This is a genomic window from Hyphomonadaceae bacterium ML37 (assembly GCA_027627685.1).
In the GTDB taxonomy this organism is placed as follows: domain Bacteria; phylum Pseudomonadota; class Alphaproteobacteria; order Caulobacterales; family Maricaulaceae; genus Oceanicaulis.
In genome coordinates this window covers 3,000,177-3,022,785 of the sequence record CP091241.1, presented here as the reverse complement: position 1 = coordinate 3,022,785, position 22,609 = coordinate 3,000,177, and the positions used below count along the sequence as shown (strand labels likewise).

Here is a 22,609-nt window from a genome sequence, read left to right as displayed (position 1 = left end):
GTGATCAGCCCGTCAGGCCCGCCAGCGCCCGCGCGAAATCGCGGGCGCTGAACGCCTGCAGATCCGCTTCGCCCTCGCCGACGCCGATGAAATGGATGGGCAGGCCGTAACGCTCGGCCACCTGGACCAGCGCGCCGCCCTTGGCGGTGCCGTCCAGCTTGGTCATGATCACGCCGGTCACCCCGCCAGCCTCCATAAAGGCCTCGGCCTGGGACAGGGCGTTGGACCCGACCGTGCCGTCCAGCACCAGCAGCACGTGATGGGGCGCGGTCTCATCCATCTTGCGGATCACGCGCACGATCTTGCGCAGCTCATCCATCAGCTCGGTCTTGTTCTGCAAGCGCCCCGCCGTGTCGATCAATACCGCGTCCGCGCCCTCGCGCCGGGCCGCCTCCACCGCGTCATAGGCCAGACCCGCCGCGTCCGATCCGATGGGCCGGCTCATGAAGCGGGCCCCCGCGCGCCGCGACCAGACGCCCAGCTGCTCCACGGCCGCCGCACGGAACGTATCGCCCGCCACGGTCACGACAGACGCGCCCTCGCGGGTCATCTTCACCGCAATCTTGCCCAGCGTGGTGGTCTTGCCCGATCCGTTGACCCCCACGAACAGCACCACGCGCGGCGCCGGGCCGGACATGTCGAGCGGCTGCTCGCAGGGCTGCAGCGTCTCGGCCACCACAGCGGCCAGCGCCTCGCGAATGTCCGAACCGGTCACCTCTGCATCAAACTTGTCACGGGCCAGCCGCGCGGTGACCCGCGCAGCCGCCGCCGCGCCCAGATCGGCGGAGATCAGCAATTCCTCCAGCTCTTCCAGCGCCGCAGCGTCGAGCTTGCGCCGGGCGAACACGGTGGTGAAAGCCTCGGTCAGGCGCGAGGAGGATTTCTTCAGCCCTGAAGCCAGCCGCGCGAACAGGCCCTTCGCCTCTGGAGCAGTGGCCTCGGCCTTGATCACGGGCGTTTCAACCTGTGCGTCATCTGCGGAGGGCGCGTCCGGTTCCGGCGCATGGGACACCGCCGGGTCGGCGTCCGGGGCTGGCGCAGGCGCGGGCAGGGGCTCCACGGCCGTCTCAGCCGGATAGTCCGGCTCAGGCGTATAGCGGATCCGTTCCGGAATGGCTTCGGGCGCAGCCGGCACCGGAGCGGCGTCCGCAAGCGCGTTGTCCTTGGGCCCGGCGTCTTTGGACCCGCTATCCTTTTGCTTGTCGTCCTTCTTGCCGAAGCCGAAGCGGAACCAGCTCATAGTGCGGCCTCCAGCGCTGTTGCGATCAGCGCCTGACCATCATGGCCGGTGATCGACGCGCGCACCAGCGCGCCGGGGCGGGCGGGCGCATCGATGCGCACAGGGGTGAAATCCGCCGCGCGCGCCTGACCGCCGCGCTCCATCAGCACCTCCAGCTCGCCGCCCTGGTGGCGGTCCAGATGCCGGGTCAGCGCCGCCGCCCCCGCCTCGCGCAGGCGGGCGGCGCGGTCCTTGATCACGGCGCGATCCAGCTGCGGCATGCGCGCGGCCGGCGTGCCGGGCCGCGGCGAAAAGGGGAAGGCGTGCACGAAGGCCAGATCGCACTCCTCGATCAGGCGCAGCGTGTTTTCGAACATGGTTTCGGTCTCGGTGGGAAAGCCCGCGATCAGGTCGGCGCCAAAGGCGATGTCCGGTCGCGCGGCCCGCAGCTGTTTGGCCAGTGCAATGGCGTCGGCGCGCAAATGGCGCCGCTTCATGCGCTTGAGGATCATGTCATCGCCTGCCTGCAGCGACAGATGCATGTAAGGGCAGAGCCGCTCTTCGTCCGCGATCGCGCGCATCAGGTCGTCGTCGATTTCGATGGCGTCGATGGAGGACAGGCGCAGGCGATTCAGGTCCGGAACCTGTTTCAGGATCGCGCGCACCAGCCGGCCGAGCTTGGGCGCGCCCGGCAGATCGCCGCCCCAGCTGGTCATGTCCACGCCGGTGAGCACGACCTCGCTATGGCCGGTCGCCACCAGGCGGCGCACCTGCTCCACCACATCGCCCGCCGGGGCCGAGCGCGCATTGCCCCGCCCATAGGGGATGATGCAGAAGGTGCAGCGGTGATCGCAGCCGGTCTGAACCTGCACGAACGCGCGTGCGCGCCCCTCCAGCCCGTCCACCAGATGGGGCGAGATCTCGGTCACGCTCATGATATCGCCAACGCTGACGCGCTCGCCGCCCGCGATCGCCAGAGCGCGGAAGCTGTCGGCGCGCAGCTTCTCGGCATTGCCCAGTACACCATCCACTTCGGCCATGCGGGCAAAGCGTTCAGGCTCGATCTGGGCCGCGCAGCCGGTGACGATCAGGCGCGCCTCCGGGCGCTCGCGGCGCAGGCGGCGCAGGGTCTGGCGCGCCTGACGCACGGCTTCGGACGTCACAGCGCAGGTGTTGAGAATGATCGTATCCTCAAGGCCGGCGGCGCGTGCATGATCGCGCATCACCTCGCTCTCCCAGGCATTGAGCCGGCAGCCGAAGGTGATGATCTCCACGCTGTCGCGCGCAGCCGTTTCAGGGGCCGCCGGGGCCGGGATGTCCTTGATGGGGGTCATGGCCGCGCAAAGTGGGCGCGCCCCGCCCACGGGTCAAGCCGGGCGCGTGTGTCGGGGCCCGCCCAAATTCCGCCCGAAGCCTTGCCTTTCATGGCTAATGAGGCCAACCCTGACCCGTGTCCGCTGTCTCAAGGGATTTTCATGCCCCAGTATGACTCCGCCACCCGCCAGCCCGTCCCGCGCAAGGCGCGCTTCACCGGACCCGGTCAGTACATCCTGTGGATGGCGGTGTTTATCGGCGCTGTGGCCGCTCTGTGCGCGGTGCTCAGCGGTCCGCTGATTACGGCCTTTCAGGCGAACCCGGCGATCAATGGCGTCATCCTGGCCGTGCTGGTGATCGGCGTGGCCTATACCTTCCAGCAAGCGCTGGCCATCGGGCCCAGCGCGCGCTGGCTGGTGCGCCTGCATGGCGCCGAACATCCCGACCAGCTGCCCCCGCCGCCGGCGCTGATCGCGCCCATGGCGGCGCTGATCACCGACGCAGCGGACGGCCGCTCGCGCATGACGGCGGGATCGGCCCGCGTAGTGCTGGACTCGGTGGCCGCACGCATGGCCGAGAGCGGCGCGTTCACGCGCTATTTCGGCCGGCTGCTGATTTTCCTGGGTCTCTTGGGCACGTTCTGGGGCCTGCTTCTGGTGGTGTCCGATGTGGGCGCGGCGGTGCGGGCGGTGTCGGCGACCGCCACCGGCGCGGGCGAGACCGACGCCATGGCGTTGATGTCGGCCATCGAAGAACCGATCCAGGGCATGGGCACAGCCTTCGCCTCCTCCCTGTTCGGTCTGGCGGGTTCGCTGATCATCGGTTTTCTGGAGCTGCAGGCCAGCCGGGCCCAGAACCGCTTCTATAACGAGGTGGAAGAATGGCTGTCCTCGATCTCGCGCCTGTCGGCCGCCGGCCCGGCCGGGTCGGGCGATGACACAGGCGGCGCCTATGTGGGCGCACTGCTGGAGCAGAGCGCCGATGCGCTGGACCGGCTGTCGCACACGCTGGAGCGCCACACCCGCCAGCTGGAAACCATCATGGCGCGCTTCGCCGAGGACTCAGCTGAAAGCCAGCGCGAGGCGGCGCGCCTGCTGCGTGACGAGATCAAGGTGCTGGTGCGGGCGCTGGAGGCCCAGGCGCGCATCAACCGGGAACGCGGCGGCGAGGATCGCTAGTCATGGCCCTGCCGCGCCATCTTCAGCAGAATCAGGGCGACCAGGGCGATTACTGGCCCGGCTTTGTCGATGCGCTGGCGACGCTGCTGCTGGTCATCGTCTTCCTGCTGGCGGTGTTCACCGCTGGGCAGTTCGCCCTGTCCACGGCGCTGACAGGCCGCGACGAGCAGCTGGCCGAGCTGAACGCCCGCCTGTCCACGCTGGCCGAAGAGCTCAATCTGGCGCGCAGCGATAATGAGCGCCTGTCGCTCAGGGTCAGCGGGCTTGAGACCGAGCGCGACGAGCTGGCCGCCGTGAATGCGGATCTGGAAGCCTCCATGGCCGGCATGCGCGAGGGCCTGGCCGCCGCGCAGGCGGCGCTGGAAGAGGAAGAAGCGCTGAGCGAGGAGGCGCAGGCCACCATCATGCTCCTCAACAACCAGATGGCGGCCCTGCGCGAGGAGCTGGCCCGGCTCAATGAAGCCCTCAACGCCGCCGAGGCGCGCGAGGCGGAGCTGGGCGCCGAAGTGGTCAATCTGGGCCGCCGCCTCAACGCGGCGCTCGCGAGCGAAGTGGCGCGCCTGGCCCGCTACCGGTCGGACTTCCTCGAGGCCATGGTGGAAGTTCTGGGCGACCGCTCGGGCGTGCGGGTGTCGGGCGACCGTTTCGTGTTCGAGACCGACGTGCTGTTCAGTTCCGGCTCGGCCGAACTGTCGGAAGAAGGCCGTACGGCGCTGACGCCCATCGCCGATGCGATTTTGCAGCTGATCGGCGAATTGCCGTCCGATCTCGACTGGGTCCTGCGTGTGGACGGCCACACCGACCGGGTGCCGCTGGGGCCCAACGCGCCCTTCCGGTCGAACTGGGAGCTGTCCACAGCGCGCGCCCTGTCGGTGATCAATTATCTGGAATCGCGCGGTGTGCCGTCGCGGCGTCTGCTGGCGGCCGGCTTTGGCGAACACCACCCCATCGCCCAGGGCCGGACCGCCGAAGCCTATGCGCGCAATCGCCGTATCGAGTTGAAACTGGACGCGCGCTGAGGCGCAAACTCGTCCGAATGCGGATATCCACAGGAAGTTTTTTCGCCCCGTTTGGCTAAGTCCTTGAGCGGCCACACGGCGCCTTTTGTGGGTTGAAGTGCGCGTGCGCCGGGTATATACACGGCCGCTCAATTTCGGCAGGATTGCAATGGCAAGGTTAATCGCCTTGCAAGCAGAACGGTCCGAAGAGTTCGACACAGAAAATCATGGCGACAGCCTTCGGGTGTCGCGGATCACAGGGGCCGGAGCGGCGCAATGAAACAGGATATTCACCCCGACTACCACTTCATCGAGGTGGTGATGACGGACGGAACCCGCTTCAAGACCCGTTCCACCTACGGCAAGGAAGGCGATGTCCTCAATCTGGACATCGACCCGCGCACCCACCCGGCCTGGACCGGCGGGTCGCAAACCCTGGTGGACCGCGCCGGCCGCGTGTCGCGCTTCAAGGACAAGTTCAAAGGCTTTGGTGTCTAAGCGTCCATCCCCCCTCGATCGGACGAGAGCTCAGCTCCATCAGGGTCTTTAGAAGAACGCCCGCAGCCTCCCCTCGGCTGCGGGCGTTTTCTTTTCCGGTGATCAGTGCGCTGCGCCTGCGGCGCCGTGGCGCTTTTCTGACGGCGGCGCTGCGTTATGCTTGTCTCCATGAGCAATCGTTTTTTCTCCGGCGATGTTGTGGTGTCCGGCGGCGGTCTGGCCGGGCTGACCCTGGCGCTGGCACTGCACCGGGCGGGCCTCAGCGTGGCGATCATCGATGCCATGGCCCTGGACGCGCGCACCGCGCCGGCCTTTGACGGGCGCGCCTCGGCGCTGGCCTATACCAGCTGGCGCATGCTCGAAGCCGTCGGCGCCGCCGCCCATCTCGAACCCCACGCCCAGCGCATCGAAGACATTCTGGTGGTGGATTCCCGGCCCCTCGACGGGCTCAAGCGCGGCGGGCCGGGACCCGACCAGCTGCATTTTGACCGGCGCGAAATTCATCCCGGCTCTCACGGCGAACCGCTGGGCTGGATGGCGGAGAACCGCCACACCCGGCTCGCTCTGGCGCGCGCGGCTGAAGAGGCGGGCCTGACCATGATCGCGCCGGCGCGCGTCACCGGCATGAGCGAGGCGCGCGGGCGCGCCATTGTCACGCTGGAAGACGGGCGCGAACTGGAAGCCGGCATCGTCGCCGCCTGCGACGGCAAGGCCTCGCCCCTGCGCGAACAGGCCGGCATCCGCAATTTCGGACACGCCTATGGCCAGTCGGCGCTGGTGCTGACGGTGGAACACGAGCGCGCCCATGAGGGCGTGGCCTATGAAGTTTTCATGCCGTCCGGCCCGTTCGCCATCCTGCCCCTGCCGGGCGACCGGTCGAGCCTGGTCTGGACCGAACGGACGCAGGCCGCGCAGGCGCTCCACGCCATGGACGATGCGGGCTTCCAGGAGGCGCTGGAGGCGCGGTTCGGCGATTTTCTGGGCGCCGTGCGTCCGGTGAGCCAGCGGTGGTGCTATCCGCTGGGGCTGGTGCTGGCCGAGCGCTTCACCGGGCCGCGCCTGGCGCTGGTGGGCGATTCCGCCCGGTCCATCCACCCCATCGCCGGTCAGGGCTTCAATCTGGGTGTGCGCGATGCAGCGGCTCTGGCCGAAGTGCTCATCGAGGCCAAGCGCGCCGGGCTGGATCTGGGCGCCGCCGCCACCCTGACGCGCTATGACCGCTGGCGGCGCACAGACTCAGCGGCGCTGGTGCTCGGCACCCATGGCGTCAATGCGCTGTTCTCCAATGATCATGCCCTGGTGCGCAGCGTGCGCGGCCTCGGCCTGTCGCTGGTGGACCAAATCCCCGCCGCGCGGCGCTTCTTCATGCGCACCGCCGGCGGCGAGATCGGCGATCTGCCCGCCTTCCTGCGCGGCGAAACGCTGAGCTTGTAAACCTTTAAGTCGGATCGGATTCGGCCGGCTCCGGTTCGCGGCCCGTGCGGCGCGTTCCGCCCAGCCTGGCCGGCCCCAGAAACACCGCGCCGCCCTGCAGGCGGAAGGGCAGGGCGATGCCGTCCTGACGCGGCGGGGCCATCAGGGCCGCCAGACGCAGCGCCTGGCCCTGTTCTTCATTGACCAGACCCGCCGCCACCAGGGCGCTGGCGAGCCGCTCCGGGTTCGACACCACCACGCTGAGGCGCCCTTCCGGCATCAGGGTCTCGTCCAGCGTGAGCTGGCCGGACCCGCTGGCCTGCGCCGGGCCCCAGTCGAGCAGCGCCTGATTAACCTCCAGCGCCCCGCCGCTGCGGGTCCAGGCCAGCGGATCGGCGCTGCCGGCCAGCGCGCTCCACCCAGTCAGGTCGGCATGCAGGCGGACGGCTTCGGCGCGCGCGCCGAACGCGCCGAGGATCCGGCCTGGCAGGACGCCCGCGCCCGTCTCGGCGCCAGACAGATCGACGCGCAGGCGCAGAACGTCCGTGTCCGAGAGCAGGCCGGTCAGCGCCAGCCGCTCGATCCGGGCAAACACGGGCTCAGGCCCCTCCAGGGCTGTGACCACAAGGGCTTCGGCTTCGGCGCCCAGGCGCGTATTGGCGCCGTTCTCGCCGGTCAGGGACAGGCGCAGCGATGTGGCCTCAATCGCGTAGCGGGCGGGCCTGTCGTCGATGTCCGTCGCAAGCTCGCCTTGGCCGTCCAGCACCAGAATCCAGTGATTGAGATTGTAGAACTGCGCACTGGCCGCCACGCGGTCCCAGGCGATGGACCATCCGCCGGCCTCCGCCGGAGCGGCGAGGGCGGGCGCCACCGCCCGCACCGAAAAGCGGAACGGATAGCCCGAAACGGTGAGGCCCTCATGGGACACGGCATAGCCTGCCGCTTCCTGCTCGGCGATCCAGGCGTCCGCTGTCGTGCGGATCTGACCCGACATGAAAGCCCAGTAGGCGCCGTGCAGCGCGATGATCACCGCCAAAAGGGCGAACGGGGCCAGCAGCGTCAGGCGCGAGGGCGGTTTGCGGCTCATGGGTCTTCAGCGCTTTCCTGTTTCAGCCAGCAGGGCGCTGGAACCGGTCTCGATACGTGTTTCAAGTTCGGCCATGAAGGCGTCCCTTGGCAGGCCCGGTTCGATGGCAGGCAAGAACTCGACCACGATGGTTCCGGGCTGGCGCACCATGCCATGGGCTGGCCAGTAAAGGCCTGAATTGAGCGCCACGGGCACGCACGGGACCTTCATGGCGCTGTAGAGCCCCGCCACCCCCGGCTTGTAGGTGTCGGCCTCGCCCGGCTCAAGGCGGGTGCCCTGTGGGAAGATCACCACCTGGCGGTCTTCGCCGGCCCGGTCACGGGCCTGCTTGAGCATGTCGCGCAGCGCCTTGGCGCCCGCCGAGCGATCCACCTTGATGTTTTTGAGCTTCATGGCGTACCAGCCGAAGACCGGCAGGAAGGCGAGCTCCTTTTTCAGGATGATCGCCGGATCGGGCAGGATCGCCCAGAAGGCCAGCGTCTCGAACATGGACTGGTGCTTGGACGCGACGAGCGCCCCGCCCGTTGGCATGTGCTCGCGCCCGCGCACCTCGTAGCGGATGCCGCACAACACCTGCAGGCCGCCAAACACCAGAGCGAGATAGACGCGGAAGGCCCAGCGCGTCCAGCTGCGCGGACCCAGCAGGGTGGGGGCGAACAGGATGCCCAGCACTGCCATCAGGCCGTACATCCAGACGACAAACACGATTGAACCGATCCAGGCCATGGGGCGTCCTTGCGTGGGGTCAGGCGGGCGGGGCGTCAGCGGCCGCACGGTCTGCGCGGGTGCGCCCGGCCGCGCGTTCGCGTACGAACACCGCGATATATTTGAAGTATTCCTGCAGCCAGCGGCGCCCCTGACCCGGGCTGCTCAGCGGGCCGGGCGCACGCACGCCGTGGGCGATCAGCGCCAGCTCCGGCGCGGCGGCCTGCAGCTCCAGCAAGGCGCGCGGCATGTGATAATCGCTGGTCACCACCAGGATGGCGCCATAGCCGCGCTGGCGCGCCCAGGCGGTGATCTCCAACGCATTGCCGGCCGTGTTGGAGGCTTCCACGCCGATATCCACGCAGCATTCGAAAATACCGGCCGGCGCGCCTGCCGCGGCGGCGATATCGGCGGGCGGGCTGCCGGGATTGGAGCCGGAAATGAGCAGGCGCTCGGCCCGGCCGGCCTGCAAGAGCTCCACGCCCGTCGCTACGCGCCCGCCCCCGCCGGTGAGCACCACCACGCCCGCCGCCTCTGCCGCCGGGTCCGGGCCCAGGCTGCGCGCCTCGCGCACGAACAGGGCGAAGCCCGCCGCCAGCGTGAACAGCGCCACGAAGGCGAGAAAACGGGCCAGGCTCAGCACGCCGCTCATGGCCAGCGCGCCTTCAGCTCGCCCGTCACTGCCAGACGCGCGGCGCCCGCGGCGATCAGGGCGGACGCCAGAGCGGCCCCCGGCGCAATCGCCGCTGCGCTCCAGCCCAGCGCCGGGACCGGCAGAAAGAATACGGCGCCCGCCGCGCCCGCCCCGTGGGCGAGGCCATAACCGGCTAGCGCCGCGAGCCCTGCGCCCGCAAGGCCGGCCTTCAGGCCCAGGAAGAAGAACCGCCGCTGGAAAATCCCGGTGACGTACCGGTCCGGCGCGCCCACCAGGTGCAGGGCCTCGGCCACATCCCAGCGCGCCGCCAGCGAGGCGCGTGCGGCGAACGCGATGACGGCCGCAGCGGCCAGCGCCAGGATCGCCACCAGGCCCAGCGCGAAATACCGCACGGCGCCCGCCGTACGCTGCACCGCCGCTTCCCAGCGCGCGTGATCATCCACCACGACTTCGTAGGGGTTATCGCGCAGCAGCGCCTCAATGGCGCCGGGCGCGGGCGGGGCTTCGGGATCGACACGCACGGCGATAAGGCGCGGGACAGGCAGATCATCGGGCAGGCCCGCCCCGCCCAGCCAGGGCCGCAGCAGCGCCTCGGCGTCCGCCCGGCTGCGGGCGGTCGCCGAAATCACGCCGGGCAGGCGCGCGATCTGCGTCGCGGCGTCCACCGCGTCGGCATCGGCGTCGCGCGCGCCTTCGGCGATCAGTTGTACGGTGAGTTCGCTGGACAACTGGGCGGTCCAGCCCTCCGCGGCCTGCCAGGCCCCCGCCGCGCCGAAACCCGCCAGGCTCGCCAGAAACACCAGGATCGCCGCCACGGCGAACAGCGGCCGGTCCCGGGCGTGATCGGGCGGCAGCAGCGGCGCCGGGCGCCGGGGTTTATCAGGCTGGGTCATGCCGCCCTCGGCCGGCTGACCAGGCGCCCGTCCGCCAGCTCCAACACCGGCGCGTCCAGTGCGCGCACCAGGGTGATGTCATGGGTGGCGATGAGCACCGTGGCGCCCAGCCGGTTCAATTCGACGAACAGGCGCAGCAGGCGCCGGCCCATGGCCGGGTCCACATTGCCGGTGGGCTCGTCAGCGATCAGCAGTTCCGGCTTGGTGATCACTGCGCGGGCGATGGCGGCGCGCTGCTGTTCACCGCCGGACAGGCTCGCCGGGTGGGCATGCATGCGTTCGCCAAGGCCCACCCAGGCCAGAAGGTCGGCCACATCATCGGCATAGCTGGCGCGCGCCTGACCGGCGACGCGCAAGGGCAGGGCGACATTGTCGAAGACGCTAAGGTGCTCGAGCAAGCGGAAATCCTGGAACACTACACCGATCCGGCGGCGCAGACCCGGCAGCGCGTCCCGCGGCATCAGGGAGGTCTCCCGTCCGAACAGGCTGATCAGCCCGCGCGAGGGCTGGCGCGCGCGGTAGATAAGCCGCAGCAGCGAGCTTTTGCCGGCCCCGGACGGTCCGGTGAGGAAATGGAAACTTCCGCTTGGTAGATCAAAGCTGAGATCGCTGAGAATCTCCGGGCCCCGCCCATATCGAAGGCCCACCGAATCAAAGCGCACCGCCGCATCGCGGTCGTGCATCAGGTCCGGTGCGGGGCGGGGGTTCAGGGTCATCGCTCTGCGGTCCGGGAACAAGTCCGAGTGGCGGGATTCGCCATCAACTATGCAGGAAAAGCGAGCGCTGCGTCCATGATCGTCACCTGTCCCAGCTGTGATGCGAAATACCGCGTCGAGCCCGCCGCCCTCGAGGCGCGGGGCGGGCGGGTGCGCTGCGCATCCTGCGGTCATGGCTGGCAGGTGGAGGCCGAGGCGCTGACCCTGTCCGAACCCGCTGAGCACCCGGCGCCCGCCGCGCCTGAGCCTGTCCCGGCGCCCAGCCTGCGCGACAAGCCCGCCGCCGCCATCCGCGCCCGATCCGAAGCGCGCCGCCGCAAGGCCCGTGTGGCGGTTGAAGGCGCGGGCTGGATCGGCGTCGCTGCCGCCTTCGTGGTGGTGATCGGCGGCGCGGTGCTGATGCGCGCCGATATCGTATCGGCCTTCCCGCGCGCCTCCGGCGCCTATGCCGCGGTGGGGCTTGAAACCCATCCGCTGGGTCTCGCGGTGGAAGAGCTGGTGGCCAGTTTCGAGGATGCCGACGGCGCCCCGGCCCTGGTGGTCGAGGGTGTGGTGCGCAACACCACCGGACGCATGCGCCGCACTGCCCCGCTCAAGGCGATGGCGCTGGATCACGAGGGCCAGGTGCTTGCCGAATGGGTGGTCATGCTGGAATCGACCGCCCTGCCCGGCGGCGGGGCTGAACGCTTCCGCACGCTGATGACAGCGCCCCCCGACGCGGCGGTCCGCGTCGAGGTCGTGGTCGAGGGCTGACGCGTTCTTACTCGCTCTTGACGGGTTCCAGCGCGCCCGGCTTACCCGGACCGCGCGGACGCAGTCCTCCCTGACCGATCAGTCCCTGGGCGAACTCGCTGACAAGCGACGCGAACCGGTCGGCGCGCGCGGCGATATAGATCATCGGCCCGTCGGGATTGCGCCGGAAGTTGGAATCCACCGCCACCACATGCCAGCGCCCGTCTTCCTGGATCAGGAAGGGCGAACCGGAATCGCCGCGCGTGGTGTCGCAATCATGCGACATGGTGTTGTCGTCCACGGCGGCCAGGATGCGGCAGGCCTCATTGCCCGACAGGTTATTGCCGGTATCCCAGGAATAACCCGCCTGGCTCAGCTGGACCTCACGCGCGCGCGCCTCGCCGCGCGTGTCGACCAGCGCCAGCGGATGCAGATAGCCCAGCTCGTCGCCGAGCGGCGTGTCGATGCGCAAAAGCGCCCAGTCGGTGCCGTCCAGATCGTCGCCGGCGCTGAACTGGGCTTCGTCCCACTCGGGATCCAGCAATACGTCGACCACGCGCGCGGTGCGGGTGCCGCCGGGCAGGCCGTCGCCGGTCTCGAACAGGCCGGCGGGCCGTATGCGGCCTTCGTCGCTCACGCAATGCGCGGCGGTGGCCAGCACGTTGGGGGCCACCAGCGAGGCGGTGCACTGGCTGCCGGTTTCAAAGCGGACCCGGCCGACCACCGACCAGGGAAACACGCCGGTGTCCATCAGGACCCGGTCGTCATTGCCGAAGAAGTGATCATTGATGGTCAGCGGACGGGTGCGCCCGGCGCAGTCGGCGCGGTCGGTGCGCGCCTCGCAGCGGCCCGTGCCGATCTCCGGCTCGTCGCACACGCCGTCAAAGGCGCGGGTGCAGCTGTCGCTACGGAAGCGCAGCCCGGTCATGTCGCCGCAATCGGCACGGTCTGTGCCCTGGGTGCAGGCGCCGGTGCCGATGCCCGGCTCGTCGCATTCGCCGTCATTGGCCCACTGGCAGGAATCGTCCTCCAGCCCGGTGATGATGCGCCAGCAATCAGAATAGTCGGTTCCCGCCGAGCAGGCGCCGGTGCCGATGCCCGGCTCGTCGCACTCGCCGTCATTGGCCCAGCGGCAGCTGTCATTGCCGGCATGGGTCCCCAGGGGTCCCGTGGCGCTGGGCCGGCCAGCCGCGGCCGGGGCGGGTTTGGAGGGGCGCTGCACTGTCTGCAACAGGCGCGCATAGTCGCGCGATCCGGGCTGGCTGGAAAAGCCGGCCGGCAGGACCAGCGCGTCGGCGCTGGCGGGCGCTTCAGCCGTCAGCAGCGCGGCGGCGGCGATCGCCGCCAGGCCGCTCGCGAGCCCGGACAGGCGCAGGAAATGTCTCATGATGTTGGTCCCCCCTCAAACTGCGCGCCAAGCTAGCGCGTTCGCGGCGCTTGGCAAACGGGATTTGAAGGCGGTGAGGCGGATCAGGTCGGGCCGGGCCGTTCGCCATCCCGGGTCGCCAGACCCAGCTCCGGGACGGCGGCGCCGGCTTCGGCGATGAGCGGCAGGTGACAGGTTACCCGCGTGCCCTCGCCCGGTGCGCTTTCCAGCGCCACCCAGCCGCCATGCAGGCGGACGATGTCGTTGACCAGCGCCAGACCCAGGCCGGCGCCGCCGCCCTCCCCGCGCTCAAAGCGCTCGAACACATGGGCCTGACGCTCGGCGGCGATTCCGGCGCCATCGTCGGAGACCCACAGCGTGATCTCGCCATCCTCTACGCCCGCGCCGATCTCCACCTGACCGCCCGGCTCGATATGGTCGAGGGCATTGGTCAGCAGATTGTACAGCACCTGCTTGAGCCGCTTGGCGTCGGCGCGCGCCACGGGAAGGTCCTCGGGCGCGGCCTGGGTGATGCGCACGCCGGCATGTTCAGACCGGGTCAGGATCAGCTCGGCGGTTTCCGAAATCAGCGCGTCCAGGCGCACATCGCCCAGCTCCAGCTCCAGCTGGCCTGCATCGATGGCCGCGATGTCGAGAATATCGTCAATCAGCTTGCCCAGCTGGCCTGAAGCCTGCTGGATCGCCGACATGTGTTCGGCCTGACGCTCGGACAGGGGCCCGGCGAACCCGCCGGCCAACAGATCGGCATAGCCGTGGATCGTGGTGAGCGGCGTACGCAGCTGATAGCTCACATGCTCCACAAAGCCGGTCTTGATCTTTTCCGATTCCTGCAAAGCCTCGGCCCGGTCGCGCAGGGCGGCCTCCACCCGGCGGCTGTCGGTGATGTCGTCCCAGGCGATCAGCGTGGCGCCGTCGGGCAAAGGCCGGGTCAGCCAGGTCAGGGTGGACTGGTCGGTGCGCCGGATCTCGCCCGCCACCGGCGTGCGTGCATCGGGGCTCGGATCGGTGATGCGCGCTTTGAGCGCCCGCCAGGCGTCCGCATTGGGATAAAGCCCCATGCAGGTCTCGGCCACCACGTCGAAGGGCGCATCGTCCAGACTGCCGGGGTCCAGCGCCCACAGGGTCTCAAACGCGGCGTTGCGCAGTTTCAGCCTGCCGTCGGAGCCGAACACCGCCACCGCCTCGTGCAGCTTGTCGAGCGTGGCGCGCTGGACCTTGATCAGCGTGTTATAGCGCGCCTGCAGGGCCAGCTGGTCGGTCATGTCCTCGAAGATGACCAGCAAGCCCCCCATCAGATGACGCTGGCGCGCCACGCGCAGCATGCGCCCGTCGGGCAGGGCCCAGAGCTCGTCGGGCATGTCGGCGTCGGGCGCGGCCTCGTACAGGGCCAGCTCGGCGGCTTTCCAGCGGCCATAATCCTCTTGCTCGGGCAGGCGCCGCTTTTCGCGCAGCCGGTCGAGAAGGGCCGAATGGGCGGGACGCTCGTTGAGCATCGCCTCTTCCAGCGCGAACAGGCGCACAAAGGCCTGATTATAGAATACCAGCCGCTTGGCCCGGTCGAAGATCGCCACCGCCTCGGCCATGTGGTTGAGCGTCTGGTCGTGAGCCTGACGGAAGCGTTTGAGCGCCGCGCGCGCCTCTTCGGCCTCGGTGACGTCCACGGCGAAACCGGCCGCGCCCCCGCTGACCGGATAGACATGAAAGGCCATGATGCGCCGCTGGCCGCCGGCCACGGCGCCGCGCACGCTCAGGCGCGGGGACCCGGAGCGCAGCGCATCCAGCGTCTGCTCGGCCAGGGTCGGCTCCAGCAGCACCTGCTCATCCACCGCGTCGGCGGGGCTTTGCGCCTCGACGGCGCGGGCATAGGCCTCATTGACCCAGATCAGGCGTCCGGCGGCGTTCATGCGCCAGGCCGGGGCCGGGTTGCGCGCCGCCATGTCGTGACTGGCGGCGGGATCGGAATCCACCAGCTTGCGGGTTTCCGCCACCCGCCCTGTCGCGCCGGCGTCCTCCATCTGGCGGATGGACGCATCGGTCAGCCACACCGCCAGCTGGCGGCCCGCCGCGCGTCCGTCGACTTCCAGCGTGCGCCCCGAAGGACCGGCGATGGTCAGCGAAAAGGCCTGTCCGGTGTCCATCAGGCGGCGCAGGCGCTGGCGCAGCGTGGTGGCATCGCCGCGCGCGCTGCGCGCTTCGAAATCGGCGATGCCGTCAAGAATCTCGCGCCCTGCGTCCCCGCTGGCCGCCGCGCCCTGACCCAGATCGGCGAACTGCACCATGGCGGCGAGCGCTGCGGGCGAGCCGAAAATGCCCGGCTGGCCCCAGTCTCTGGAATCGGGATCAGGCGGGGTTTCCCAGACGAGGATGAGGCCGGGATGGGCGCCCAGCACGCCGCCCGCGCGCTCCAGCCGGTCTTCCAGCTGCGCCATGCGGGCGCGCCAGTCGGCCCGCGCGGCCCGTGCCCCGGCGGTCATGCGATAGGCCCACACGCCTGCGGACAGGGCGAAGGCCACCGCGCCTCCGGTGACGATCAGTGTGGCGAGCTGGATCGGCCCGGCATCCGTCATGCGGTCTTGCGCCCCGACATCTGGCCAGCCCTGCGCCCATCGCGGGCGAGGCTTTGCGAATCACATCTTACCGGAAGGCGAATCGCGACGCGACACGCCACGCTCCGAGCCCGTCAGGGTTCGCACCCGGCTACGCTGGAGCGAAGCCCCGGCTTCGCCGAGGCGACAGCGCGCCCGCAGCGTCAGCGAGGATCGCGAAGCCCCTGACGGGGCTGAGGACCAAGGGGACCTCCCCTTACCTCACCCGCACCAGACCTTGCGTGAACTCAAACAGCACCACGCATCCGGTCAGCCTTGCGCCCGGCTCCAGCTGGGCGAAGCGCCAGCCGCGCACGGCCCTTTCGGCCTCTGTGTCGAAGCTGCCTCCCGGTACGCCGCGCGCCACGCGGACCTGGTCGGTCGCGCCCGCTTCGGTCACGTCGAACTGCACCACAGTCCAACCCTGCAAACCGCGCGACCAGCCCCGGGCGGGATAGTCGGGCAGGCGCGCTTCCACGGCGCTGAGCTGCGCGCCCGAACAGCCCGAGGCGTCGGCGGCCCGCTCCACATTGGGCGGCGTGGGCATGTCGGACAGAACCCGAAATGGCTGATCGCGCGGATCGGACAGCGGATTGACCGAGCCGCAGGCGCTCAAGGACAGCGCGGCGAGCAGGGCGGGCGTGAGGCGGAGCGCGTTCATGGCCGGACTGTGCCGTCCGATGCGCCGCGCTTCAAGCGGACACGGCGCCCGCGCGCGAAAGATGCTGAGATTGTCATGTGCCAATAGCGCGCCGAGCCACTACTTTACTTCGCATGACCCGCGCCGAGCGCCGCCTCGCGGCCCAGATTGTCCGTGCCCGCGCCGCGCTCCTGTGGGAGCGTGCGGCGCCGGTGATGGCGCCGGCTCTGGCGGCCTTGGCCGTGTATCTGATGCTGGCCTTGTTCGGCGTGTTCGAGCGCTTTGGCGATCCGTGGCGGCTCATCGCGCTCCTGACGCTGGCCCTGGCCGGCGGCTGGGGCGTGGTGCGGGCGCTGGCTGGCTGGCGCGCGCCGTCGCGCAGCGAGGCCGAACGGCGGGTGGAGGATGATTCCGGTCTGGTTGGGCGGCCGTTCGAGGCCCTGCGCGACGCGCCGGCCTCGGGCTCGGGCGACTGGTGGGCGGCGCACCGGGCGCGCATGGCGGCCCGGTTGACAGGCGCCCGCGCCCGCCGCCCCAAAGCCGCCTGGGCGGCGATGGACCCGCTGGGCCTGCGCGTCTTCGCCCTGATCGTAATCGCCTGCGGCGCCTTTCTGGCGGGCGATCTGGCCGCGCCGCGCCTGGGCGACGCCTTCGCGCCGCGCCTGATGGCGGGCGGGTCTGTGGCCGGGACCAGCGTCGAGATGTGGGTCGAGCCGCCGGCCTATACCGGGCGGCCCGTAATCTATCTGCGCGACCGGCGTGAGGCGCGGGCGCCCGCCGGCTCGGTGCTGGCGGTGCGGCTGGCCGGAACCGGGCGGACGCCGTCGGTCCATGGCGCGCGTGCCGAGATCGAGACCCTGCCGGGCGATGTGCGCCTCCTGCGAATCGCCCCCGAAGCCGATGGCGAGATCCTGATCCGCGCAGGCGGCTGGCGTGAGCGGGTGACTCTCGAGCTGATTGAAGACCAGCCGCCGCAAGTGCGCCTGGCGGCCGAACCGTCCGGCGACGCGCAAGGACGCCTCGTGCTGGAGCTCTATGCCGAGGATGATTATGGGGTTGAAGCGCTGGTGTTCGCCTTCGCGGCGGAAGCGGGCGGCGCGGACGAAGAGATCGAAATCCCTGCCGGCTCGGTCACCTTGGCGGGCGAGGACGGGTTGCAGACCGTGCGTCTGGACCTGTCGCGCCACCGGCTGGCGGGCGATCGGGTTGAGGCGCGCCTCATCGCCGTGGACGCGCTGGGCCAGCGCGGCGCCTCGGGCGACATCGCGCTGACCCTGCCCCAGCGCGTGTTTCTGGATCCGCTGGCGCGCGCCGTGGCGTCAGAGCGCCGGCGCTTTCTGACCGACGAGGCGGAGTACGCGCCCATGCCCGATCTCGCCTCGGTGATCACGCTGGCCGGGGCCTTTCTGGACGATGAACCCGAGCGCCGGATCGAGCGCGCGCCGCCGGGCGTGCAGCGTCTGGCGCTGGCGCTGGATGCGGTCAGCGACGCGCCACACGGCTATTTCGATGACCCAGTGGTGTGGATGGGCCTGCGCACTGCGCTTCAACAGGTGCGCCGGGCGCGCGAGCGTGAGGCGCTGGGTCATCTGGACGAGGATCTATGGCAGATCGCCCTGCGCGCGGAGCTGGGCAGCCTGGCCGACGCCGAGGAAGCCCTGCGCGCCGCCGAGCAGGCGCTGATGGACGCGCTGGCGCGCGGCGCAGACCCTATCGAGCTGGCGGCCCTGTTCGATGCGTTCGAGCGCGCGGTGCAGGTTTATATGCAGGCGCTGGCCCGCGAGGCCGCCGAGGCCGGGCGCTTCGCAGAGGGCGGGCCGTCGGGCGGCGGCATGAGCGGCATGGACGCCGACGGGCTGCAGGCGCTGCTGGATGCGATCCGCGAGGCGGCCGAGCTGGGTGACGAGACCGGCTCGCGCCGGGCGCTGGCCCAGCTGACCGAGATGCTGCGCAATATGCAAATCACCCTGTCCCAAGGCGGGCGCGGCGAGGGTCAGGACAGCCCCATGGCGCGCGCCCTGCGCGAAGCCCTCGAAGAGCTCTCTGAAGCCATTGGCGAGCAGCGCGCCCTGACCGAGGACACGTTCAGTCGTGATCGCCAGTCCGGCGGCGGCGGCGGCGCGCCGCGCCCGCCGGGCGCCGACGCAATGCCCGGCGATGAAGAGGCGGGAGATGCGGACGAGGGCGAAGGTGCAGGCGGTGAGGAACAAGAGGACGCACAAGGCGCGGGTCCCGGCTTCCGCGACCTAGCCGAGCGCCAGCGGGCGCTGGAAGAGGGTCTGGATGCGGCGCAGAACGCTCTGGACGGCGCTGCGGCGGGCGGCGAAGCGCGCGCAGCGCTCGATGAAGCCCGGCGCGCCATGGAAGAGGCGGCGCGCGCCCTGGGCGAGGGAGATGGCGAAGGCGCGCTGAGCCAGCAGGATGACGCCCTGCGCGCCCTGCGCGAAGCGTCACGGGAAGCCGCCGAGGCGCTGGAGCGGGAAGCAGCGGGAGACGCCGAAGGAGCCGACCCGCTGGGCCGCGGCGCCGCCGGGGGCACGAATGGCGAGACGACCGTGCCCAGCGAGGCCGAACGTCAGCGCGCGCGTGAAATTCTGGAAGAATTGCGCCGCCGCGCCGCCGAACGCGGACGCCCCCAGGAAGAGCTCGACTATATCGACCGGCTGCTGGAGCGCTTCCGCCGGTAAGCCGGCAAGCCGTGAGCCCTCAGCGCACCGCCGCTTTCAGGATCGCGCCGACAATGGCCAGCGCAGCGCGGTATTGCTCCATGGTCTCGGGCTTGCGCACCGAAGAAACCACGTTGGGGAAGCTGGAGGAGGCGCGCTGCAGGCGCGCCACATCGCCTGAAAACACGATCACCGGAATGCGCGCCAGCGCCTCGTCGTCCAGCAGACGGTCCAGCAGCCAGAGCCCGTCCTCGCCGGTCAGGTTGAGGTCCAGCACAATGCAGTCGGGCGCCGGGCCGGACTGCAGCTGGGCCAGCGCCCCGGCGCCTTCCAGCGCCCGGTCGATGCGCGCTGCGCCGGCCTCCTCGCGCAGCATTTTGGAGAACAGAAACGCGTCCTGCTCGTCATCTTCGACCAGGAGCACGCGGGCTCCGGCTGCGTCCTTGGTCATGGCATGCCCATCACGTGTTGGCGTCGGGGCGCGATGCTAGGGCGTCACGCGGCGCGCGCAAAGGTGCAATTCCACTGTCCGCCGGGGCGGCGATCACGCGCCATCCGGCGAGGTCAGGCGATCTGCGCGCCCAGCCGGGCCATATCATCAAAGAAACCCGGATAGCTGGTGGCGATCATCGCCACATCATCCACCGTGACGGCTTCACGGGCGCCAAGGCCCATCACAAGCCCGCTCATGGCCAGGCGATGGTCGTGACGGGTCTCCACAAGGCCGCCGCCGGGCACGCCGTCTGCGCCGCAGCCATGGACCACCAGATAATCCTCGCCCAGCTCGAACTTGACGACATTGGCGGCGAGCAGGGCGGCGGACGCGGCGAGGCGGTCGCTTTCCTTGGCGCGCAGCTCGGCCAGCCCTTTCATCACCGTGACGCCTTCAGCGAAGGCGGCGATCACGGCCAGGATGGGATATTCGTCGATCATGGAGGGCGCGCGGCTCTCATCGATCTCGATGCCTGTCAGCATGCCCGAGCGCGCCGACATATCCACCAAGCGCTCCCCGGCGCACGCGCCGGCCGGCGTGATGGTCAGGTCTGCGCCCATGTCCTGCAGCACCGCGTAGAGGCCAGAACGCGCCGGATTATCCATGACGCCGGTAAGCGTCACCGCGCTGCCTTGGGTCACCAGCGCCGCCGCGATGGCGAAAGCAGCCGAGGACGGATCGCCCGGCACGGCCAGATCATGAGGCGTCAGCACCCGTCCCCCGCGCACCCGCACGGTCAGGCCGGCCCCGTTGCGGGCGGCGTCCATATCGGCCCCGTACAGTAGCCCCATGGTCTCGGTATGGCCGCGCGTGGCGTGGGCCTCGCGTACAATGGTCTCGCCGTGTGCGCCGAGCCCGGCCAGTAGGATGGCGCTCTTGACCTGGGCCGAGGCCACGGGCGGCGCGTAATCGATGGGTTTCAGCTGGCTGGAGCCGAACAGGCGCGCGGGCAGGCGGCCATTGTGTGATTCGCTGCGCGCCCCCATGGCCGCCAGCGGGTCCAGCACGCGGGCCATGGGCCGCGCTGACAGGCTGGCGTCTCCGGTGAACACCGCTTCCAGATCAAAGCGCGCCGCCGCGCCCATGAGCAGGCGCACGCCTGTGCCCGCATTGCCCAGATCCAGCGGCGCTTGCGGGCTGGACCAGCGGCCATGACCCGTGACCGTCCAGGCGCCGGGGCCGTCCTGGCGCACGTCTGCGCCGAGGGCGGCGACCGCGCGGGCTGTGGCCATGACGTCGGCGCTCTCCAGAAGGTTGGTGATGCGGCTGGTCCCGGCGGCCAGTGCGGAAAACATCAGTGCGCGGTGCGACACCGATTTGTCCGGCGCAGCGGACAGTTTTCCGGTCAAGCGCTTGGCGGGACGGGCGGTTCTCGGTCCGGCGGGAGGCGGGGAGGCGGCTGTCATGGGGGCGATTGCGGTCCGGGTGCGAAAAAAGCTCAATTCGGGTTTTGACAGCGCGCGTTTAACGTGGCAACTGGCGCGCCGATTTAAAGACGCCAACCAGCGCTGAAGGACAATGCCAGTGCCCAAAACCGATCTCGGCGTGAAGCGCACCTGCCCGGAGACAGGCAAGAAATTCTACGATCTGGGCAAGGACCCGATCGTATCGCCCTTCACCGGCAAGGAATATCCGGTGGCGTATTTCGAGGAGGTGATCGCCAAGACACCCCCGAAAAAGGCCGCCCGCCCGAAGCCTGAGCCCAAGGAAGAGGTTGAGGACGAAGACGAGGACGAGGACGTCGAAGACGCCGTCGAGGCTGATGAGGACGAAGACGAGGCCGAAGACGACGAGCCCGAGCTGGACGAGGAGCCCATTGATCTGGGCGAGGACGAGGAGGATGACGACGTCGCCGCCCCGGCCAAGAAGGCCAAGGCCGCGCCCGTGGACGAAGACCTGGACGGCTTCTCCGAAGGCGAGGCCGACCTGGACGACGAGGATGATGACGACACCGGCATCCTCCTGGACGATGACGATGATGATCTCGACGATGTGGTCGTCGGCGACGACGATGATGACGACGATCTCTAAAGCCTGATCTTCATGGCCGTATCCGGCCCGCCCGGGGGTGCTGCACAAGGCGCTGCAGAGGGCGGCGCCGGGCAGGCTTGATCGGCGTGCGGCGCGCGACTAATGTCCGCGCTCTCGATCCGGCGGGGGTCCCTCCCCGCCCGCCTTCACGGGCGTTTCGGGGCCATAGCTCAGTTGGTAGAGCGCTTGAATGGCATTCAAGAGGTCGGCGGTTCGATTCCGCCTGGCTCCACCATATCAAAACCCCCGCAGCCAGCCGGCGCGGGGGTTTTTTGTTTTGGGGCTCGCGCCTGATTCAGCTCAAGCAGGCGCGGGCGCCCCTGCGGCCGCGTGGATTTCCGCCACGAGCGATGCCTCCAGGCCCAGCCGCGCCGCCAGCAGTTTGAGATAGGCCGCTTCGGCGGGCGTCTCGCATTCGATGGCCACCAGCGAGGCGGCGTAGATTTCGGCGGCCATTTCCGGCGTGGCGGCGCCCGCGACGACGGCATTCAGGTCCAGCGGGGCGTTCAGCTCGTCAAAGACAAAGGCCTTGGCGTCGGAATCCAGCTGCATCGCCGACAGGCGTTCGAAAATGCGTGTCTTCTCGGCCGGATCGATCTTTCCGTCCGCCTTGGCCGCTGCGATCATGGCGCGCACCAAGGCCTGGCCCAGCGCCTCCTGAGCGGCGGCATCGTCCGGCGCGGGCAGGAAGGCGGTTCCGGCGGGCGCGGCTTCATAGTCGACGATAGCGTGCGTTGGCGCCAAGGTTGCCGCGCCCGGGGCCGATGCCGCTGCCGACGCAGCAGAGTTGCGCTGGTGGTTCTGCCAGGCGTGATAGGCCAGCCCGCCCACGGCGGCGATAGCGCCGTATTTGGCGGCTTTGCCAAGGAATTTGCGGCCCGAGCCGCCCATCAGCATCGAGGTGGCGAGGCCGGCGGCGAACCCGCCTCCGCCCGCCAGGGTGGCGTTGCGCGCGGCAGGGTCGTTCTGCAGGGCGTCGACGATGCGATTGAAGTCGATCAAGGGGGGTCTCCATGAAGCGAGAAGCGCGATTGGGTCAGGCCGCGCGGGATATGGGCAGGGGGCTGGCGAAGGTCAACACCCGCCCCCGCCCCTTGACCCTCCACCTCACGCCCCCCACCTTTAAATCAACACTGAAGAGGCCCTCGAGAAGGAGCGCGCCATGAATGTTTCGACAGATGAAGCGACCCGCGACGATGCGCCGACGGTCTATGTGCGCGCCATCGCCGGCGCCGAGGTGATGGAGGCGGCGGCCGCCAGCGATATCCGCATCGCGGCGGACGACACGCTTTACGCCATCCATGATGCGACCGGTCAGCGCATGGCGGTGTTCTCCGACCGTGACGCGGCCTTCGCCGCCGCGCGCTGGCACGGGGCCGAGCCGGTGAGCGTGCACTGA

The 22,609-nt window shown here is 69.8% G+C and carries 21 protein-coding genes and 1 tRNA gene; 9 read left to right on the top strand and 13 right to left on the bottom strand.

Going from position 1 to position 22,609, the window contains the following annotated elements:
* Window positions 1–4: 4 nt before the first annotated feature.
* Window positions 5–1,240 carry a signal recognition particle-docking protein FtsY gene (gene ftsY / locus L2D01_14900; protein ID WBQ10154.1) on the bottom strand — a complete coding sequence of 412 codons (1,236 nt, stop codon included), beginning with the start codon at window positions 1,238–1,240 and terminating at the stop codon, window positions 5–7.
* Entirely contained in the window at window positions 1,237–2,553 is a 1,317-nt protein-coding gene (mtaB, locus tag L2D01_14895; protein ID WBQ10153.1) for a tRNA (N(6)-L-threonylcarbamoyladenosine(37)-C(2))-methylthiotransferase MtaB, read from the bottom strand. Before mtaB ends, ftsY begins: the two co-directional genes overlap by 4 nt.
* A gap of 141 nt (window positions 2,554–2,694) precedes the next feature.
* On the opposite strand from mtaB, the gene L2D01_14890 reads away from it, so the two are divergent.
* The 4 genes from L2D01_14890 to L2D01_14875 all read left to right on the top strand — a co-directional run bounded on the left by L2D01_14890 (window position 2,695) and on the right by L2D01_14875 (window position 6,641).
* The gene (locus L2D01_14890) at window positions 2,695–3,711 is read left to right on the top strand and encodes a hypothetical protein (GenBank protein WBQ10152.1); all 1,017 of its coding nucleotides are present in this window, start codon (window positions 2,695–2,697) and stop codon (window positions 3,709–3,711) included.
* A gap of 2 nt (window positions 3,712–3,713) precedes the next feature.
* Complete coding sequence (locus tag L2D01_14885; protein WBQ10151.1) at window positions 3,714–4,730, top strand: peptidoglycan -binding protein; 1,017 nt, start codon at window positions 3,714–3,716, stop codon at window positions 4,728–4,730.
* 255 nt (window positions 4,731–4,985) lie between these two features.
* Window positions 4,986–5,207, top strand: coding sequence for a 50S ribosomal protein L31 (rpmE, locus tag L2D01_14880; GenBank protein WBQ10150.1), 222 nt, complete (start codon window positions 4,986–4,988; stop codon window positions 5,205–5,207).
* 168 nt (window positions 5,208–5,375) lie between these two features.
* On the top strand, window positions 5,376–6,641 hold the full coding sequence (locus L2D01_14875; protein ID WBQ10149.1) for an FAD-dependent oxidoreductase: 1,266 nt from the start codon (window positions 5,376–5,378) through the stop codon (window positions 6,639–6,641).
* Window positions 6,642–6,645: 4 nt separating this feature from the next.
* Here the strand turns inward: L2D01_14875 and L2D01_14870 are convergent, their stop codons facing one another.
* Genes L2D01_14870 through ftsE form a run of 5 tightly spaced genes read right to left on the bottom strand, consistent with a single transcriptional unit; the run spans window position 6,646 to window position 10,676 of the window.
* Window positions 6,646–7,707, bottom strand: a complete 1,062-nt coding sequence (locus L2D01_14870) for a DUF2125 domain-containing protein (protein ID WBQ10148.1) — start codon at window positions 7,705–7,707, stop codon at window positions 6,646–6,648.
* Between the two features lie 6 nt (window positions 7,708–7,713).
* Entirely contained in the window at window positions 7,714–8,433 is a 720-nt protein-coding gene (locus L2D01_14865; protein WBQ10147.1) for a 1-acyl-sn-glycerol-3-phosphate acyltransferase, read from the bottom strand.
* A 19-nt stretch (window positions 8,434–8,452) separates the two neighbouring features.
* Window positions 8,453–9,064, bottom strand: coding sequence for a YdcF family protein (locus L2D01_14860; protein ID WBQ10146.1), 612 nt, complete (start codon window positions 9,062–9,064; stop codon window positions 8,453–8,455).
* Window positions 9,061–9,960 (bottom strand): cell division protein FtsX, encoded by a 900-nt coding sequence (locus L2D01_14855; GenBank protein ID WBQ10145.1) that lies wholly within the window; start codon window positions 9,958–9,960, stop codon window positions 9,061–9,063. Before L2D01_14855 ends, L2D01_14860 begins: the two co-directional genes overlap by 4 nt.
* Window positions 9,957–10,676 (bottom strand): cell division ATP-binding protein FtsE, encoded by a 720-nt coding sequence (gene ftsE / locus L2D01_14850; GenBank protein WBQ10144.1) that lies wholly within the window; start codon window positions 10,674–10,676, stop codon window positions 9,957–9,959. The genes L2D01_14855 and ftsE overlap by 4 nt, the downstream gene beginning before the upstream one ends.
* Window positions 10,677–10,751: 75 nt before the next feature.
* Here ftsE and L2D01_14845 point away from each other — a divergent pair, with 75 nt between their 5' ends.
* Window positions 10,752–11,429 carry a zinc-ribbon domain-containing protein gene (locus tag L2D01_14845; protein ID WBQ10143.1) on the top strand — a complete coding sequence of 226 codons (678 nt, stop codon included), beginning with the start codon at window positions 10,752–10,754 and terminating at the stop codon, window positions 11,427–11,429.
* Window positions 11,430–11,436: 7 nt separating this feature from the next.
* On the opposite strand, the gene L2D01_14840 is transcribed toward L2D01_14845, so the two are convergent.
* The 3 genes from L2D01_14840 to L2D01_14830 form a co-directional block, all read right to left on the bottom strand.
* Window positions 11,437–12,795, bottom strand: a complete 1,359-nt coding sequence (locus L2D01_14840) for a trypsin-like serine protease (GenBank protein WBQ10142.1) — start codon at window positions 12,793–12,795, stop codon at window positions 11,437–11,439.
* A gap of 83 nt (window positions 12,796–12,878) precedes the next feature.
* Window positions 12,879–15,362: a PAS-domain containing protein gene (locus tag L2D01_14835; GenBank protein WBQ10141.1), complete on the bottom strand. Its 2,484-nt coding sequence runs from the start codon at window positions 15,360–15,362 to the stop codon at window positions 12,879–12,881.
* Window positions 15,363–15,597: 235 nt separating this feature from the next.
* A complete protein-coding gene (locus tag L2D01_14830; protein WBQ10140.1) occupies window positions 15,598–16,041 on the bottom strand; it encodes a TonB family protein in 444 nt (147 codons plus the stop codon).
* Between the two features lie 113 nt (window positions 16,042–16,154).
* Here L2D01_14830 and L2D01_14825 point away from each other — a divergent pair, with 113 nt between their 5' ends.
* Complete coding sequence (locus L2D01_14825; GenBank protein ID WBQ10139.1) at window positions 16,155–18,707, top strand: DUF4175 domain-containing protein; 2,553 nt, start codon at window positions 16,155–16,157, stop codon at window positions 18,705–18,707.
* A gap of 19 nt (window positions 18,708–18,726) precedes the next feature.
* On the opposite strand, the gene L2D01_14820 is transcribed toward L2D01_14825, so the two are convergent.
* Window positions 18,727–19,137, bottom strand: a complete 411-nt coding sequence (locus L2D01_14820) for a response regulator (protein WBQ10138.1) — start codon at window positions 19,135–19,137, stop codon at window positions 18,727–18,729.
* A gap of 113 nt (window positions 19,138–19,250) precedes the next feature.
* Entirely contained in the window at window positions 19,251–20,585 is a 1,335-nt protein-coding gene (gene aroA / locus L2D01_14815; GenBank protein ID WBQ10137.1) for a 3-phosphoshikimate 1-carboxyvinyltransferase, read from the bottom strand.
* Between the two features lie 118 nt (window positions 20,586–20,703).
* Between aroA and L2D01_14810 the strand changes: the two genes are divergently transcribed.
* Both L2D01_14810 and L2D01_14805 read left to right on the top strand, forming a co-directional pair.
* Window positions 20,704–21,210, top strand: a complete 507-nt coding sequence (locus tag L2D01_14810; GenBank protein WBQ10136.1) for a TIGR02300 family protein — start codon at window positions 20,704–20,706, stop codon at window positions 21,208–21,210.
* Between the two features lie 159 nt (window positions 21,211–21,369).
* Window positions 21,370–21,445, top strand: a tRNA-Ala gene (locus L2D01_14805).
* Between the two features lie 65 nt (window positions 21,446–21,510).
* Here the strand turns inward: L2D01_14805 and L2D01_14800 are convergent.
* A complete protein-coding gene (locus tag L2D01_14800) occupies window positions 21,511–22,212 on the bottom strand; it encodes a tellurite resistance TerB family protein (GenBank protein ID WBQ10135.1) in 702 nt (233 codons plus the stop codon).
* Window positions 22,213–22,372: 160 nt separating this feature from the next.
* On the opposite strand from L2D01_14800, the gene L2D01_14795 reads away from it, so the two are divergent.
* Complete coding sequence (locus L2D01_14795; protein WBQ10134.1) at window positions 22,373–22,609, top strand: DUF1150 domain-containing protein; 237 nt, start codon at window positions 22,373–22,375, stop codon at window positions 22,607–22,609.

Bases quoted from the DNA above. Each gene is read 5' to 3' on its own strand.
- ftsY (WBQ10154.1), bottom strand. From the start codon at position 1,240: ATGAGCTGGTTCCGCTTCGGCTTCGGCAAGAAGGACGACAAGCAAAAG.
- mtaB (WBQ10153.1), bottom strand. From the start codon at position 2,553: ATGACCCCCATCAAGGACATCCCGGCCCCGGCGGCCCCTGAAACGGCT.
- L2D01_14890 (WBQ10152.1), top strand. From the start codon at position 2,695: ATGCCCCAGTATGACTCCGCCACCCGCCAGCCCGTCCCGCGCAAGGCG.
- L2D01_14885 (WBQ10151.1), top strand. From the start codon at position 3,714: ATGGCCCTGCCGCGCCATCTTCAGCAGAATCAGGGCGACCAGGGCGAT.
- rpmE (WBQ10150.1), top strand. From the start codon at position 4,986: ATGAAACAGGATATTCACCCCGACTACCACTTCATCGAGGTGGTGATG.
- L2D01_14875 (WBQ10149.1), top strand. From the start codon at position 5,376: ATGAGCAATCGTTTTTTCTCCGGCGATGTTGTGGTGTCCGGCGGCGGT.
- L2D01_14870 (WBQ10148.1), bottom strand. From the start codon at position 7,707: ATGAGCCGCAAACCGCCCTCGCGCCTGACGCTGCTGGCCCCGTTCGCC.
- L2D01_14865 (WBQ10147.1), bottom strand. From the start codon at position 8,433: ATGGCCTGGATCGGTTCAATCGTGTTTGTCGTCTGGATGTACGGCCTG.
- L2D01_14860 (WBQ10146.1), bottom strand. From the start codon at position 9,064: ATGAGCGGCGTGCTGAGCCTGGCCCGTTTTCTCGCCTTCGTGGCGCTG.
- L2D01_14855 (WBQ10145.1), bottom strand. From the start codon at position 9,960: ATGACCCAGCCTGATAAACCCCGGCGCCCGGCGCCGCTGCTGCCGCCC.
- ftsE (WBQ10144.1), bottom strand. From the start codon at position 10,676: ATGACCCTGAACCCCCGCCCCGCACCGGACCTGATGCACGACCGCGAT.
- L2D01_14845 (WBQ10143.1), top strand. From the start codon at position 10,752: ATGATCGTCACCTGTCCCAGCTGTGATGCGAAATACCGCGTCGAGCCC.
- L2D01_14840 (WBQ10142.1), bottom strand. From the start codon at position 12,795: ATGAGACATTTCCTGCGCCTGTCCGGGCTCGCGAGCGGCCTGGCGGCG.
- L2D01_14835 (WBQ10141.1), bottom strand. From the start codon at position 15,362: ATGACGGATGCCGGGCCGATCCAGCTCGCCACACTGATCGTCACCGGA.
- L2D01_14830 (WBQ10140.1), bottom strand. From the start codon at position 16,041: ATGAACGCGCTCCGCCTCACGCCCGCCCTGCTCGCCGCGCTGTCCTTG.
- L2D01_14825 (WBQ10139.1), top strand. From the start codon at position 16,155: ATGACCCGCGCCGAGCGCCGCCTCGCGGCCCAGATTGTCCGTGCCCGC.
- L2D01_14820 (WBQ10138.1), bottom strand. From the start codon at position 19,137: ATGACCAAGGACGCAGCCGGAGCCCGCGTGCTCCTGGTCGAAGATGAC.
- aroA (WBQ10137.1), bottom strand. From the start codon at position 20,585: ATGACAGCCGCCTCCCCGCCTCCCGCCGGACCGAGAACCGCCCGTCCC.
- L2D01_14795 (WBQ10134.1), top strand. From the start codon at position 22,373: ATGAATGTTTCGACAGATGAAGCGACCCGCGACGATGCGCCGACGGTC.